The sequence below is a fragment of the Pantoea sp. XAF26B01_ASV70 genome, from assembly GCF_054512635.1.
This window is the reverse complement of record NZ_CM137251.1, coordinates 2,828,646-2,843,511: the sequence shown is the minus strand read 5'-3', so window position 1 is coordinate 2,843,511 and position 14,866 is coordinate 2,828,646. Positions and strand designations below refer to the sequence as shown.

The 14,866-nt window shown below is 55.2% G+C and carries 13 protein-coding genes; 12 read left to right on the top strand and 1 reads right to left on the bottom strand.

What is annotated here, in order from left to right:
- Nucleotides 1-45: 45 nt before the first annotated feature.
- The 12 genes from serC (at nt 46) to ACX8ZY_RS13355 (ending at nt 14,053) form a co-directional block, all read left to right on the top strand.
- Nucleotides 46-1,131, top strand: a complete 1,086-nt coding sequence (gene serC, locus ACX8ZY_RS13410) for a 3-phosphoserine/phosphohydroxythreonine transaminase (RefSeq protein ID WP_033757140.1) — start codon at nt 46-48, stop codon at nt 1,129-1,131.
- A gap of 82 nt (nt 1,132-1,213) precedes the next feature.
- Nucleotides 1,214-2,500, top strand: a complete 1,287-nt coding sequence (gene aroA, locus ACX8ZY_RS13405; protein WP_459260091.1) for a 3-phosphoshikimate 1-carboxyvinyltransferase — start codon at nt 1,214-1,216, stop codon at nt 2,498-2,500.
- 198 nt (nt 2,501-2,698) lie between these two features.
- Entirely contained in the window at nt 2,699-3,385 is a 687-nt protein-coding gene (gene cmk, locus ACX8ZY_RS13400; RefSeq protein ID WP_010254946.1) for a (d)CMP kinase, read from the top strand.
- A gap of 108 nt (nt 3,386-3,493) precedes the next feature.
- Nucleotides 3,494-5,167, top strand: a complete 1,674-nt coding sequence (gene rpsA / locus ACX8ZY_RS13395) for a 30S ribosomal protein S1 (protein ID WP_003849352.1) — start codon at nt 3,494-3,496, stop codon at nt 5,165-5,167.
- An 82-nt stretch (nt 5,168-5,249) separates the two neighbouring features.
- Nucleotides 5,250-5,534: an integration host factor subunit beta gene (ihfB, locus tag ACX8ZY_RS13390; RefSeq protein ID WP_003849360.1), complete on the top strand. Its 285-nt coding sequence runs from the start codon at nt 5,250-5,252 to the stop codon at nt 5,532-5,534.
- Nucleotides 5,535-5,738: 204 nt separating this feature from the next.
- Nucleotides 5,739-7,994, top strand: coding sequence for a DNA internalization-related competence protein ComEC/Rec2 (locus tag ACX8ZY_RS13385; RefSeq protein WP_421665035.1), 2,256 nt, complete (start codon nt 5,739-5,741; stop codon nt 7,992-7,994).
- Between the two features lie 34 nt (nt 7,995-8,028).
- The gene (msbA, locus tag ACX8ZY_RS13380) at nt 8,029-9,777 is read left to right on the top strand and encodes a lipid A ABC transporter ATP-binding protein/permease MsbA (RefSeq protein ID WP_010669759.1); all 1,749 of its coding nucleotides are present in this window, start codon (nt 8,029-8,031) and stop codon (nt 9,775-9,777) included.
- The gene (gene lpxK, locus ACX8ZY_RS13375) at nt 9,774-10,760 is read left to right on the top strand and encodes a tetraacyldisaccharide 4'-kinase (protein ID WP_010669760.1); all 987 of its coding nucleotides are present in this window, start codon (nt 9,774-9,776) and stop codon (nt 10,758-10,760) included. The genes msbA and lpxK overlap by 4 nt, the downstream gene beginning before the upstream one ends.
- A gap of 39 nt (nt 10,761-10,799) precedes the next feature.
- On the top strand, nt 10,800-12,014 hold the full coding sequence (locus ACX8ZY_RS13370) for a winged helix-turn-helix domain-containing protein (RefSeq protein WP_158131869.1): 1,215 nt from the start codon (nt 10,800-10,802) through the stop codon (nt 12,012-12,014).
- Between the two features lie 105 nt (nt 12,015-12,119).
- Nucleotides 12,120-12,302 (top strand): Trm112 family protein, encoded by a 183-nt coding sequence (locus ACX8ZY_RS13365; RefSeq protein WP_003849374.1) that lies wholly within the window; start codon nt 12,120-12,122, stop codon nt 12,300-12,302.
- Entirely contained in the window at nt 12,299-13,048 is a 750-nt protein-coding gene (gene kdsB / locus ACX8ZY_RS13360; RefSeq protein ID WP_010254955.1) for a 3-deoxy-manno-octulosonate cytidylyltransferase, read from the top strand. Before ACX8ZY_RS13365 ends, kdsB begins: the two co-directional genes overlap by 4 nt.
- Nucleotides 13,049-13,159: 111 nt before the next feature.
- Nucleotides 13,160-14,053: a fructosamine kinase family protein gene (locus ACX8ZY_RS13355; RefSeq protein ID WP_154209702.1), complete on the top strand. Its 894-nt coding sequence runs from the start codon at nt 13,160-13,162 to the stop codon at nt 14,051-14,053.
- On the opposite strand, the gene elyC is transcribed toward ACX8ZY_RS13355, so the two are convergent.
- Nucleotides 14,033-14,818, bottom strand: coding sequence for an envelope biogenesis factor ElyC (elyC, locus tag ACX8ZY_RS13350; RefSeq protein ID WP_154209703.1), 786 nt, complete (start codon nt 14,816-14,818; stop codon nt 14,033-14,035). The two genes, ACX8ZY_RS13355 and elyC, sit on opposite strands and share 21 nt — an antisense overlap.
- Nucleotides 14,819-14,866 lie beyond the last annotated feature (48 nt).

Here is a 14,866-nt window from a genome sequence, read left to right as displayed (position 1 = left end):
CGGATGGTTATTCATAACCGTTCGATATGACAGTGGTGAGGGGAAATGACGCAAGTTTATAATTTTAGCTCTGGCCCGGCGATGCTACCGGTTGAAGTGCTTCGTCGTGCAGAACAGGAACTGACGAACTGGCGCGGTTTGGGTACCTCTGTAATGGAGATCAGTCACCGCAGTAAAGAGTTTATTCAGGTGGCTGAAGAAGCGGAGCAGGACTTCCGTGATCTGCTAAAAATACCGTCGAATTACAAAGTTTTATTCTGTCATGGTGGGGCGCGTGCGCAGTTCGCTGCCGTACCGGGAAATCTGCTGGGTAAAGCGACCAGTGCCGACTATGTTGATGGCGGTTACTGGGCGCATAGCGCAATAAAAGAAGCGGAAAAGTTTTGTTCCCCACGCACGCTGGATGTCAAAACAACGCGCGACGGTAAACGAGCCATCCTGCCGATGAGCGAATGGGAGGTGAGTGAGACGTCCGCTTACCTGCATTTCTGCCCGAATGAAACCATTGATGGCATCGCGATTGACGAACAGCCCGACTTTGGCAGTAAAACCGTTGTTGCTGATTTCTCATCCACCATTCTGTCACGCCCTATCGATGTGAGTCGTTACGGTGTGATTTATGCGGGTGCGCAGAAAAATGTGGGCCCGGCCGGATTAACGCTGGTTGTCGTTCGCGAAGATCTGCTGGGTCAGGCGCACGCCTCTGTGCCCTCAATCCTCGATTACAAAGTGCTGGCCGATAACGATTCGATGTTTAACACCCCGCCGACTTTTGCGTGGTATCTCTCAGGGCTGGTGTTTAAATGGCTGAAAGAGAAGGGCGGTGTGGCTGAAATTGATCGTATCAATCAGGCAAAATCTGACCTGCTTTATGGCGTAATCGATCACAGTGGCTTCTATCGTAATGATGTGGCAACAGAAAACCGCTCACGCATGAACATCCCTTTCCAGCTGGCCGATGCTTCACTCGATGCGCTGTTCCTGGAAGAGTCGTTTAAGGCGGGATTACACGCGCTTAAAGGCCATCGTGTAGTAGGCGGTATGCGCGCCTCTATTTATAATGCGATGCCGCTGGAAGGTGTGAAGGCCCTGACCGATTTCATGGTCGATTTTGAACGCCGTCACGGCTGATTATTAAGATATCAGCATTGATGCTGATGCCAGACCTCGTCACACGGCGAGGTCTCTGTATTTTTTGAGGATTTCGTTTCACATGCAGGACTCCCTGACTCTCCAACCGATTGCGCGCGTCAACGGCACGGTAAATCTGCCCGGCTCAAAGAGCGTTTCCAATCGTGCATTGCTGCTGGCTGCTCTGGCTAAAGGTACAACCCGTCTTACCAACCTGCTCGACAGCGACGACGTTAAGCACATGCTGAACGCGCTGACCGCGCTTGGTGTAAGCTATACGCTTTCCAGCGATCGCACCCTGTGTGAAGTGACGGGAAATGCCGGGCCACTGCACGCATCTCAACCGCTGTCACTGTTTCTGGGCAATGCCGGAACCGCAATGCGTCCGCTGGCCGCGGCGCTTTGTCTGGGCCAGCACGATATCGAACTGACCGGCGAACCCCGCATGAAAGAGCGTCCAATCGGGCATCTGGTTGACGCACTTCGTCAGGGCGGAGCAACCATTGAGTACCTGGAAAACGAAAACTACCCGCCGCTGCGTTTACGCGGTGGTTTTACCGGGGGTGAAGTCAGTGTGGATGGCAGCGTTTCCAGCCAGTTCCTGACAGCGCTGCTGATGACCGCGCCGCTGGCACAGCAGGATACCTGCATCACCATCAAAGGTGATTTGGTGTCGAAACCTTACATCGATATTACCCTCAATCTGATGCAGTGCTTTGGCGTCGAGGTTGAGAATCAGAACTATCAGCGCTTCCTGATCAAGGGACAGCAACAGTATCAGTCGCCGGGTGATTACCTGGTTGAAGGCGATGCCTCTTCCGCGTCCTATTTCCTGGCCGCTGCCGCTATAAAAGGCGGAAAGGTTCGCGTCACCGGGATTGGACGCCAGAGTGTGCAGGGTGACATCCGGTTTGCTGACGTGCTGGAAAAGATGGGCGCGACGATTGAGTGGGGCGATGATTACATTGCCTGTACGGCCGGCAAACTGCAGGCCATCGATATGGACATGAACCATATTCCGGATGCTGCAATGACCATCGCGACTACGGCGCTATTTGCAGAGGGCACCACCCGGTTACGCAATATTTATAACTGGCGGGTAAAAGAGACCGATCGACTGAGCGCAATGGCCACAGAGCTGCGTAAAGTCGGGGCAGAAGTCGAAGAGGGTCATGACTACATCCGCATTACGCCGCCAGCGACGCTGATTCATGCGGATATTGGCACCTACAATGACCACCGCATGGCGATGTGTTTCTCTCTGGTTGCACTTTCTGATACCCCAGTGACCATTCTCGATCCTGGCTGTACTGCAAAAACCTTCCCGGACTATTTCGTTCAACTGGCTAAAATCAGCCAGAGCGCCTGATATCTCCCTTTCCGGTGCGGTTCGCACCGGAACTCCCCTGATTTTATCTGGCTGTAACAGGCCAGAGATCCTCTGAATTGACTAAGATTACGAACCTGATCAGTGCGAAAGGGTAACCAAGCCGTGCTATGCAGCGTATAATGCTAGTCATTAATGGTGACCGAAAGGTCAGGAAGCACGCAGCAACAGGAGGGAATAATGACAGTAACTGCCCCGGTCATAACTATTGATGGGCCAAGTGGAGCGGGAAAGGGAACCCTGTGCAAAGCGATGGCGGAATCGCTGCAGTGGCATCTGCTGGACTCCGGTGCTATTTATCGCGTGCTGGCGTTGGCCGCATTGCATCATCAGGTGGAGATTGAATCTGAAGAAGCGCTGGTGCCGATTGCTGCTCACCTGGATGTGCGCTTTGTGTCACAAAATGGTGAAATGCAGGTCATACTTGAAGGTGAAGATGTCACCGGTGAAATCCGTACTCAGGAGGTCAGCAACACCGCTTCTCGTGTTGCCGCTTTTCCCCGGGTACGCGAAGCATTATTGCGCCGCCAGCGCGGTTTCCGCGAGATGCCGGGCCTGATTGCTGATGGCCGTGATATGGGCACCGTGGTTTTTCCGGATGCGCCAGTGAAAATTTTCCTTGATGCCAGCCCGGAAGAGCGTGCTCAGCGCCGTATGCTACAGTTGCAGGATAATGGCTTTAATGTTAACTTTGACCGCCTTTTAGCCGAGATAAAAGAACGCGACGACCGCGATCGTAATCGCGCAATTGCGCCTTTAGTAGCCGCTGGCGATGCACTGGTTCTGGACTCTACCGAGATGTCTATCGATCAAGTCATTGAAAAAGCGCTACAATATGCCCGCGAGAAGCTGGGTATTACGGCTTAACTGAATCTACCACCCTGTACCATGGATCCGGTGCCGGGCATGTGAAACAACCCCATCCGACATGAAGTCAGATGGACGTTAAATTGAAGAATCCTGAAGATTATCAATATGACTGAATCTTTTGCTCAACTATTTGAAGAATCCTTAAAAACAATCGAAACCCGCCCGGGTTCTATCGTTCGTGGCATCGTCGTTTCTATCGACAAAGATGTCGTTCTGGTTGATGCGGGTCTGAAATCTGAATCTGCAATTCCTGCAGAGCAGTTCAAGAACGCAGCCGGCGAACTGGAAATCCAGGTAGGCGACGAAGTTGATGTTGCTCTGGATGCAGTGGAAGACGGCTTCGGTGAAACCCTGCTGTCCCGTGAGAAAGCTAAGCGCCATGAAGCATGGATCACGCTGGAGAAAGCTTACGAAGACGCTGAAACTGTTACCGGTGTTATCAACGGCAAAGTTAAAGGCGGCTTCACAGTTGAGCTCAACGGTATCCGTGCGTTCCTGCCAGGTTCACTGGTAGATGTGCGTCCGGTGCGCGATACGCTGCACCTGGAAGGCAAAGAGCTTGAATTCAAAGTGATCAAGCTGGATCAGAAACGCAACAACGTCGTGGTTTCACGTCGTGCGGTTATCGAATCCGAAAACAGCGCAGAGCGCGATCAGCTGCTGGAAAACCTGCAGGAAGGCATGGAAGTCAAAGGTATCGTTAAGAACCTGACTGACTACGGTGCATTCGTTGATCTGGGCGGCGTTGATGGCCTGCTGCACATCACTGACATGGCATGGAAACGCGTTAAGCATCCAAGCGAAATCGTCAACGTGGGCGACGAAATCACCGTTAAGGTGCTGAAGTTCGACCGCGAGCGTACCCGTGTTTCTCTGGGTCTGAAGCAGCTGGGCGAAGATCCATGGGTTGCTATCGCTAAACGCTATCCGGAAGGCACCCGCCTGACCGGTCGTGTTACCAACCTGACTGATTACGGCTGCTTCGTGGAAATCGAAGAAGGCGTTGAAGGTCTGGTACACGTGTCTGAAATGGACTGGACCAACAAAAACATCCATCCGTCTAAAGTTGTTAATGTAGGCGACGTGGTTGAAGTTATGGTTCTGGACATTGACGAAGAGCGTCGTCGTATCTCCCTGGGTCTGAAGCAGTGTAAATCTAACCCATGGCAGCTGTTCGCTGAGACGCACAACAAAGGCGATCGTGTTGAAGGTAAAATTAAGTCAATCACTGACTTCGGTATCTTCATCGGCCTGGATGGCGGCATCGACGGTCTGGTTCACCTGTCTGACATCTCCTGGAATGCGACTGGCGAAGAAGCCGTTCGTGAGTACAAAAAAGGCGACGAAATCGCTGCCGTTGTACTGCAGGTTGATGCAGAGCGCGAGCGTATCTCTCTGGGCGTTAAACAGCTGGCAGAAGATCCGTTCAACAACTACATCACTTTGAACAAGAAAGGTGCCATCGTCACCGGTAAAGTGACTGCAGTTGATGCTAAAGGTGCTACAGTTGAATTAGCAGACGGCGTTGAGGGTTACCTGCGCGCTTCTGAAGCTTCACTGGACCGCATTGAAGATGCAACTCTGGTTCTGAACGTTGGCGACGACGTTGAAGCTAAGTTCACCGGCGTTGATCGTAAAAACCGTGTCGTAAGCCTGTCTGTCCGTGCGAAAGACCAGGCTGATGAGAAAGAAGCTATCAATACTGTTAACACCAAACAGGAAGAAGGCAATTTCTCTAGCGCTATGGCTGAAGCGTTCAAAGCGGCTAAAGGCGAGTAATCGGCCTGAAGCACCGGGTGGGCAACCACCCGGTTTCGGTAAAAGCTGTCATACATTCCCATAGGGATAAACCGGAGGTTACATGACCAAGTCAGAACTGATCGAAAGACTGGCGGGACAGCATACTCATATACCGGCGAAAGTCGTTGAGGATGCAGTAAAAGAGATGCTTGAGCACATGGCCACTACGCTGGCACAGGGCGAACGCATCGAAATCCGGGGATTCGGCAGCTTTTCTTTGCACTATCGCGCTCCGCGTACTGGACGTAACCCGAAAACGGGTGACAAAGTGGATCTGGAAGGTAAATACGTTCCCCACTTTAAGCCGGGCAAAGAGCTGCGCGATCGCGCAAATATCTACGGCTAAGCCGATACCGAACCAGATAAACGACATCTCCGGATGTCGTTTTTTTTTGCCTGCGATTCAGGCTCAGATCTGACATCCGGATTGCTGTCATCAACACTGCAACGCCGCACTCTCTTTGTGAGAGCGCTCCAGCCTGCCTGATCATCCGCTGTTACTTTTACCTCCTTTGCCCAGAATAATCGAACTGAATCAATGGATACGATTATGCTGACATGGACCTTTCTGGCACGACTGGCGATCGTTGCAACGTTACCGCTACTGCTGATGGCCCGGCTGCCTTCCGGTGAGGTGATGTGGGGCTTCCTCCTCACAGGACTGGCTCTGCTGCATTGCCCTTACCAACCCGTCCGTCTGTCCGGTATTACTCTGCTGTTACTGGCATGGGCCTGTAACGACGCCCGTCTGATGGTGCGGGATATCGAAAAGTTCTCGGCGCGTCCTGCCACCTACACCCTTCAGATCAGTGAACTGCGGAAAGAGCGGAAGCAAATCCGGGTTCGTCTGCTGAAAGAGGAGGGCAGGATGATTTTTCCGCCTCGCTTTGCCTGGATCTGGTTTGATGCTGATCCGGAGGTCTACTGTCCAGGACAACGCTGGACGATGAAACTGCGTCTGCGACCGGTACATGCCCGCCTTAATGAGGGCGATTTTGATGCGCAGCGTTTTGCACTGGCTAATAATACGCCGCTTCAGGGACGAATTCTTAAGCAGACTGCGGTAAGCGATCGCTGTGATAGCCGCTGGCGATTTATTTTATGGCATCGTGACAGGACCCGTGCAATGCCTGCACGTGCAACGCTGGAGGCACTGGCTTTTGGCATTCGGGATGAGATGAGCCAGCAGACGCGTCAGCTACTGCGGGATACCGGTACCGCGCATCTGATGGCGATATCGGGCATGCATATCGCCCTGGCCGCCAGCACCGGCTGGATGATTGCGCGTGGGGTGCAATTTATCTTGCCAGCCCGTTATATCAGCTATCTTTTCCCCCTCATCGTGAGCTGGCTGTTTGCTGCAATCTATACCTGGCTCTCTGGTGCACAGCCTCCCGCAGAGCGTTCGCTGCTTGCCCTGACGCTATGGGCGATAACACGGTTTGCGGGTGTTCAGCTGAATAGCTGGCAGGTCTGGACGTTCTGTATTGCGTTGCTGCTGGTAACCGACCCGCTGACCGTGCTCTCTGACAGCTTCTGGCTCTCGGTACTGGCTGTGGGCATGCTGCTGGTCTGGTATCACTGGTTCCCGCTGCCTGCGGCGTTCCGTCAGCAACGGCGCTGGATTCCGGTACAGCTGCTGCATTTACAGGCGGGCATGATGATTTTAATGGTGCCGTTGCAGGTGGCGATTTTCAACGGCATCAGCCTGACTGCGCTGGTGGCAAATGTTGTCGCGATTCCGGTCGTCTCGTTTATTACCATGCCTCTGGTGACGCTCGCCCTGCTGCTGCCGGTGGCGCATTTATCTGGCTTCTTCTGGGGAGCGGCCGATCTCTCATTACGTGCACTGTTTCATGGCCTGACGTTGCTGCCACCAGGCTGGTGGCCGCTGAATGGCACAACCTGGTTTACGGTCATGGTATGGGGCGGTCTGATTCTCTGGCGTGCGCAACTCTTTTTCTCTCTGCCGTTAAGCAGCGGCGCCTTAGCGCTGGCAATGATACTGAGTCGCCAGCCAGAACAGGAGCAGGGCTGGCGAATCGATATGCTGGATATCGGGCACGGTCTGAGTCTGGTGATCAGCCAGGGCGACGAGGCAGTGATGTATGATACCGGCCCGCGCTGGCAGAACGATAATGCGGGGAGTCGGGTGATCATTCCGTGGCTGGAGCGCCGGCAGCTACGGTTAAAACAGGTCATCCTGAGTCATAAACATCTGGATCATACTGGCGGGCTGGCGGCGATTACTCAACGCTGGCCAGCGGTTGAAGTCAGAAGTGCGCTGGCTGATGAGGCACACTTACCCTGCGTACGGGGCACGCAGTGGCGCTGGCGGCAGCTCCACTTTCGGGTGGTCTGGCCGCTGACGGCACCCCTGCCGGGTGGGAATAATGACTCCTGTGTGGTGATCGTCGATGATGGCCAGGTTCGTCTGATGTTAACCGGTGACATTGAAGCGAAAGCGGAACGCCAGCTGGTGGCGCTGGAGAAGCAGGGGCTGAAGGTCGATATTCTGCAGGTCCCGCACCACGGCAGCCGGACGTCGTCGACCTCATTGCTGCTGCGTAAAGCCGCAGGCCACACCGCTATCGCCTCGCTGGCACGCTACAATGCATGGCGTATGCCCGCGAAAAATGTGCTGGAAAACTATCGAACGGCCGGTTTTCACTGGCTGGATACGGGCCAGTCAGGACAAATCAGTATCAGGATAGAGCAGGGCAGAGCGCAGGTTTCCACCCTGCGGGAACAATTAATGCCCCGTTGGTATCATCAGTGGTTTGGCGTCAAACGCGAATCCAGGTAGAATGGCCGGCTATTTCCAACAGCGTGAATAAATAATGCATCAAGATAAAGATCTCTCTACGTGGCAGACGTTTCGCCGACTCTGGCCGATGATCGCGCCTAATAAAGCGGGATTAATTGCGGCCTCAGTCGCCCTGATTATTAATGCTGCGGGCGACGCCTTAATGCTCTCACTGTTGAAACCGTTACTGGATGATGGTTTTGGTAAAGCTGACAGATCGGTGATGCTGTGGCTGCCGTTAGTGGTTATTGGCCTGATGCTGGTACGCGGAGTCACCAGTTATATCTCCAGCTACTGCATCTCCTGGGTCTCTGGCAACGTCGTGATGAATATCCGCCGTCGTCTGTTCAGCCATATGATGGGCATGCCGGTTTCGTTTTTCGACCAGCAGTCAACCGGCACCCTGTTGTCACGCATTACTTACGATTCTGAGCAGGTCGCCTCCTCTTCTTCGGGCGCGCTGGTCACCGTAGTGCGTGAAGGGGCTTCCATTATTGGCCTGTTTATCATGATGTTCTACTACAGCTGGCAGCTGTCGCTGATCCTGATTGTACTGGCACCTATCGTCTCCTTTGCTATCCGCACCGTCTCTAAGCGCTTCCGCACCATCAGCAAAAGTATGCAGAACACTATGGGGCAGGTGACAACCAGCGCCGAACAGATGCTGAAAGGGCACAAAGAAGTGCTGATTTTTGGCGGACAGGACATTGAATCGGAGCGCTTTTCCCGCGTCAGTAACCGGATGCGTCAGCAGGGAATGAAACTCGTTTCAGCCTCCTCCATTTCCGATCCGATTATTCAGCTGATCGCGTCGCTGGCACTGGCTTTTGTGCTCTATGCCGCCAGCTTCCCCAGCGTCATGGATACCCTGACAGCCGGTACCATCACCGTGGTCTTCTCCTCGATGATTGCCCTGATGCGCCCGCTTAAGTCTCTGACCAACGTCAACGCCCAGTTCCAGCGTGGGATGGCGGCCTGTCAGACACTGTTCTCTATTCTGGATAGTGAGCAGGAAGTAGATAACGGTACGCGCGAAATCACCCGTGCTAAAGGGGATATTGAATTCCGTGATGTCACCTTTACCTACCCAGGCCGTGAAATTCCGGCACTGCGTAATATCAATCTGTCGCTGCCAGCAGGAAAAACGGTGGCGCTGGTGGGCCGTTCCGGTTCCGGTAAGTCTACGATGGCGAGCCTGCTGACCCGCTTTTATGATATCCAGCAGGGCGAAATCCTGCTGGACGGTCATGATCTGCGTGAGTACAGCCTGCGCTCATTGCGTAATCAGGTGGCGCTGGTGTCACAGAATGTGCACCTCTTCAACGACACGATTGCCAATAACATCGCGTATGCCCGCAGTGAGCAATACAGTCGTGAAGAGATCGAGCAGGCGGCCACCATGGCGCATGCCATGGACTTTATCAATAAAATGGATAAGGGCCTGGATACGATGATTGGCGAGAATGGCGTGCTGTTATCTGGCGGTCAGCGTCAGCGTATTGCCATTGCCCGTGCGTTATTACGTGATTGCCCGATCCTGATCCTCGATGAAGCCACCTCGGCGCTGGATACCGAGTCTGAACGCGCGATTCAGTCTGCACTGGATGAGTTGCAGAAGAACCGTACCTCGCTGGTGATTGCGCACCGACTCTCTACCATAGAGAAAGCGGATGAAATCGTGGTAATTGAAGATGGCCAGATTGTTGAACGCGGTACGCATCAGGTGCTGTTAGCAGAACGCGGTGCCTATGCACAGCTGCACAAGATGCAATTCGGCCAATGATTGAACGTATCTGGAGTGGTCGCTCACCGCTATGGCTGCTGCTATGGCCATTCAGCCTGCTGTATGGTGCGATCACGGCCCTGATACGCTTCAGTTACAGGCGCGGCTGGCGTAAAAGCTGGCGTGCGCCCCTGCCGGTCGTGGTGGTGGGTAACCTGACTGCCGGCGGGAATGGAAAGACGCCGGTGGTCATCTGGCTGGTCGAGGCATTACAGCAGCGCGGCCTGCGCGCTGGCGTGGTCTCCCGAGGATATGGCGGCAAGACGGACCACTATCCCTTGCTGGTCACGGCGCAGACCCCCACCGAACAGGCTGGGGATGAGCCGGTATTGATCGCCCAGCGCACCGGGGCGCCGGTCGCGGTCGCGCCTCAACGGCGCCGGGCGATTGAGGCGTTACTGAAACAGGGTTCGCTGGATGTGATCATCACGGATGATGGCCTGCAGCATTACGCCCTGCAGCGCGATCGCGAGATCGTGGTGGTTGATGGGGTCCGTCGTTTTGGTAATGGCTGGTGGTTGCCTGCCGGTCCGATGCGTGAACGTGCCGATCGTCTGCAGCAGGTCGATGCCGTGATCATTAACGGCGGCGAAGCACAGCCCGACGAGATTGCCATGCAACTTCAGCCTGGGCTGGCCACCAATCTGCTGACCGGTGAAACCTGCCCGCCGGAGCAACTAGGTGCGGTAGTCGCCATGGCCGGTATTGGTCATCCCCCGCGTTTTTTCACCACGCTGAAACAGCAGGGTATAACGCCGGTCGCAGAGATCGCCTTTGCCGATCATCACGCCTACAGCAAAGATGAACTGACCCGATTACTCCAGGCGGGGCAGCAACTGCTGATGACCGAAAAAGACGCGGTGAAATGCCGTCATTTTGCCCAGCCTGACTGGTGGTATTTGCCGGTCGATGCCCATTTAACTGGTAATGCCGTGACGCCGTTACTGGATGACATTGAACAACTCTGCCGCCATATTTCCTGATACCCGCCCCCGTTCAGGTGAAGCCTGATAAGGAAGAGGATGAACAGTACGCATTCACTTTCGTTACAGCAAGCACGCCACCTTCATCTCGCCGCGCAGGGCCTGCTGCGAACTCCGGCAAAACGTGCTGTTTATCAGGATCTGATTGACTGCATTTCCCGCATGTCGCTGCTGCAAATCGATACCATTCATGTGGTGGCCCGTAGTCCGTATCTGGTGCTGTTCAGTCGCCTGGGGAACTATCCTCAGGCATGGCTGGAACAGGCTCTGGCACAGGGCGAACTCTTTGAGTACTGGGCGCACGAAGCCTGCTTTATTCCCCGTGCCGATTACCGACTTCTTCGTCATCGCATGCTGTCGCCGGAACGTCTGGGCTGGAAATACAATGCGCAATGGGTCGCTGAGCACCAGCAGGCCATTGCCGAATTACTGCAGCAGATCAGAGACAACGGCCCGGTACGCGCCGCCGATTTTACCCATGCCGATAACCCGAAGTCAGGCTGGTGGGCATGGAAACCGCACAAACGTCATCTGGAAAATCTGTTCAGTGCCGGTGAGCTGATGGTCACCGAACGCCGTAATTTTCAGCGCGTCTACGATCTGCGCAGCCGCGTGATGCCCGACTGGCAGGATGCGATACATGGCATCAGTGAAGCGGAGGCGACCCGTCAGATGCTGATGAACAGCGCCCGCAGCTTAGGGGTTTTCCGCGCGGCCTGGCTGGCGGATTACTATCGCCTGAAGCGGGCACCCGTGAACAACTTTATCGCTGACGCCCAGGCTGCGGGCGATCTGGTCGCCGTCAATACAGAGGGACTGGGTGAGATGTGGCTGCATCGTGACTACGTGCCGTTGCTGGATACGCCGCTGCAGGCGACGCACAGCGCGCTGCTGTCGCCGTTTGATCCGGTAGTCTGGGATCGCAAGCGTGCGCGGGAGCTGTTCAATTTTGACTACCGTATTGAGTGCTATACCCCGGAGGAAAAACGTAAATTTGGCTATTTTGTTTTGCCCATCCTCCATCGCGGCCAGATAAAAGGGCGGCTGGATGCCCGCATGCTGCGTCAGGCAAAACAGCTGGAGATTAAAAATATCTGGCTGGAGGAGAAGACCCGCGTTACGGCGCGATTTTTAGTGGATATCCGGCGTGCTATCGAACGCTTCGCGACGTGGCAGGGTGCTGAAAGCGTCGCTATCCTGCAGGCACCCGACGCGCTTAACGATCAGTGGCCAGCCCTGTGGACGCTGGATTAATCAATTTTGCGGCAGCCGCTGCGGGATGGCGTTTTACCCCATCCCGCACGCGCCGCGCTATGGTATGCTTGAATCCTTAAGCATTCGGTCCCTGATGGAGGACATATGGATCATCGTTTACTCGAAATCGTTGCCTGCCCGGTTTGCAATGGCAAACTCTACTTCAACAATGCTCAACAGGAGCTGATCTGCAAACCTGATGGCCTGGCCTTCCCGGTCCGGGACGGCATTCCGGTGCTGCTGGAAACCGAAGCCCGCACGCTGTCAGTTGAAGAGATTCATCCATGAGTTTCACCGCTATCATTCCTGCGCGTTATGCGTCAACCCGCTTACCCGGCAAGCCGCTGCTCGATATCCACGGTAAACCGATGGTCGTGCATGTAATGGAGCGGGCCCGTGAATCGGGTGCCAGCCGGGTCATTGTTGCCACCGATCATCCCGACGTGGCGCAGGCAGTGGAAGCGGCAGGCGGCGAAGTCTGCATGACGCGCGCCGATCACCAGTCTGGCACTGAGCGACTGGCGGAAGTGATCGAAAAATATCAGTTTGCCGATGATGAAATCATCGTAAACGTGCAGGGCGACGAGCCAATGATTCCGGCCGAGATTGTGCGTCAGGTGGCGACCAATCTGGCGGGGTCGGCGGCCGGGATGGCGACGCTGGCGGTGCCGATCACCGATGTGGAAGAAGCTTTTAATCCGAATGCGGTGAAAGTCGTCATGGATGTGAATGGCTACGCGCTCTATTTTTCACGGGCGACTATCCCCTGGGATCGTGAACGGTACGCCGCATCGCGCGAGCAGATCGGTGATACGCTGCTGCGCCACATTGGCATCTACGCCTACCGTGCTGGTTTTATACGCCGCTATGTCGCCTGGGCGCCTTGCCCTCTGGAACAGATTGAGCTGCTCGAGCAACTGCGTGTTTTATGGTACGGCGAAAAAATTCATGTCGCCGTCGCGAAAACCATTCCCAGTGTGGGTGTGGATACGCCAGACGATTTGCAACGCGTTCGTGATGCCATGCAGGCCTGACAAGCGGGGAGCCTGTCTCCCCGTTTCAGCGCAACGTTCTTGATCCGCCGCTAAACTTATCTCCAACACTTCCTTCAGGATATTGTGATACTCATCTGAGGAGGATGCCGCATGGAACAGCTTAAATCGGAACTCACGCTGGCGCTGGGTGAAACCATCAGCCGCCTCGAAATGATCAGTGAACATCCACCCACCCGGCTTTATGCGTTATACGATCGGGACGGGCGCCCCATGCCGGTGGTGGCGAAATATTTTCGTCATCAGGGCCGGGCGGCGATGGAAGCCAGAAAGCTGGCGCTGCTGGGCCAGGCCGGACTGATCGCCGTGCCAGCGGTCTATGGTCTGGTGATGAGCCAGCAGCCGCCGGTGCATGAAATGCTCCTGCTGGCGCGACTGAATGGCGTGACGGCGGAAGCGCCTGCGCGGGATGCTCAGCGCTGGCAACAGTTTTGCGAACAGGTGGTCGAGGGAGTGCTGGCCTGGCACCGGCTCGACAGCCATGGCCTGGTCGGTACGGTGGACAGCACGCAGCAGAACGGCTGGCCCGCCTGGTATGCACAACGGGTTGAAGTGCTGTGGGCGACCCTGAGCTATCTGCGTCCGCCAGCCTTTACGCTGGAAGATCGCCAGATTCTGTTTCGCTGCCGGGCGCGACTGGCGCATCTGTTTCGCGGCTTCGACGATCCCTGTGTGATGGTTCACGGCAACGTTCAGCTGCAGAGCATGCTGAAAGATAGCCGCAGTGACCAGTTAATCGCGATGACACAACCGGGCACTATCCTCTGGGCACCCCGTGAATACGATCTTATCCATCTGGATACCTCGCCTGCCGAAACGGCGCTGCTGCACAATTACCTGCAACGGGCGCCGGTTTCAGAGGGTTTTGTCTGGCGTCGGTGGGTTTATCAACTGTGGGACTGCATTGATCATCTGGTACAGACCGGCACGTTTAATCGTCCGCGTTTTGACCATGCACGCGCGCAATTACTTCCCTGGCTCGGCTGAGTCCGATTCCTCGCCTTTCAGCCGTTGCAATAGTGTGCCAAGCGTTTCGTAGACCGCACGTTCGCTGTGACTCAGCCAGATCGATGAGGGTATCGCCCGTTCCCATCCATTCAGCGGTGACGTAATCGCCAGCTGATTAGCGGGAGCGGCCATTGGCTTCAACCCAATCGCGTGGAAAAAGCGTATTGCCCGCGGCATATGATTCGCGGATGTGACCAGCAGAAACGGGCGATCGCCCACCACGGTTTTAACCGCCTGCGCTTCATCCGCGGTGTCGCGGGGCTGGTCGAGAATCTGAATATGTTCGCGGGGAATGCCCAGACTTTCCGCCACCTGTGCCGCTACCCAGGCGCTACTCTTTGGATTGGTGCCGCCCGCTGCGCCGGTAAAAATCAGCGTCGACTGCGGATTCCGCTGCCACTGACGAACGCCTTCTGCCACGCGCGGCAGACTGTTATTCAGCAGGTTCGAGCTGGGCGCCCATGCCGGGTTAAAGGTATAGCCTCCACCCAGCACCACAATGAACTCCACCTTCTCTGATCCGTTCCAGGTCGGATAGCGGCTATCCAGCGGCAAAAGCAGACGATCGGCCAGCGGTTGCAGGCTCAGCAGCAGCAGTAACAGCCAGCTGACGGAGATCACGGTTTTGCCGCTTTTCTGCCAGCCAGTAAACCAAAGCAGTAAAATGCCAACCGCCATCAGCAAAAGCAGAAACGGCAAGGGTAAAAGCAGCCCGCCGATAACTTTTTTAAGGGTAAATAACATCAAAAAAGAGTCCTGTTGTCCGAAAATAGAGCACCCGGAAGGGAAGAT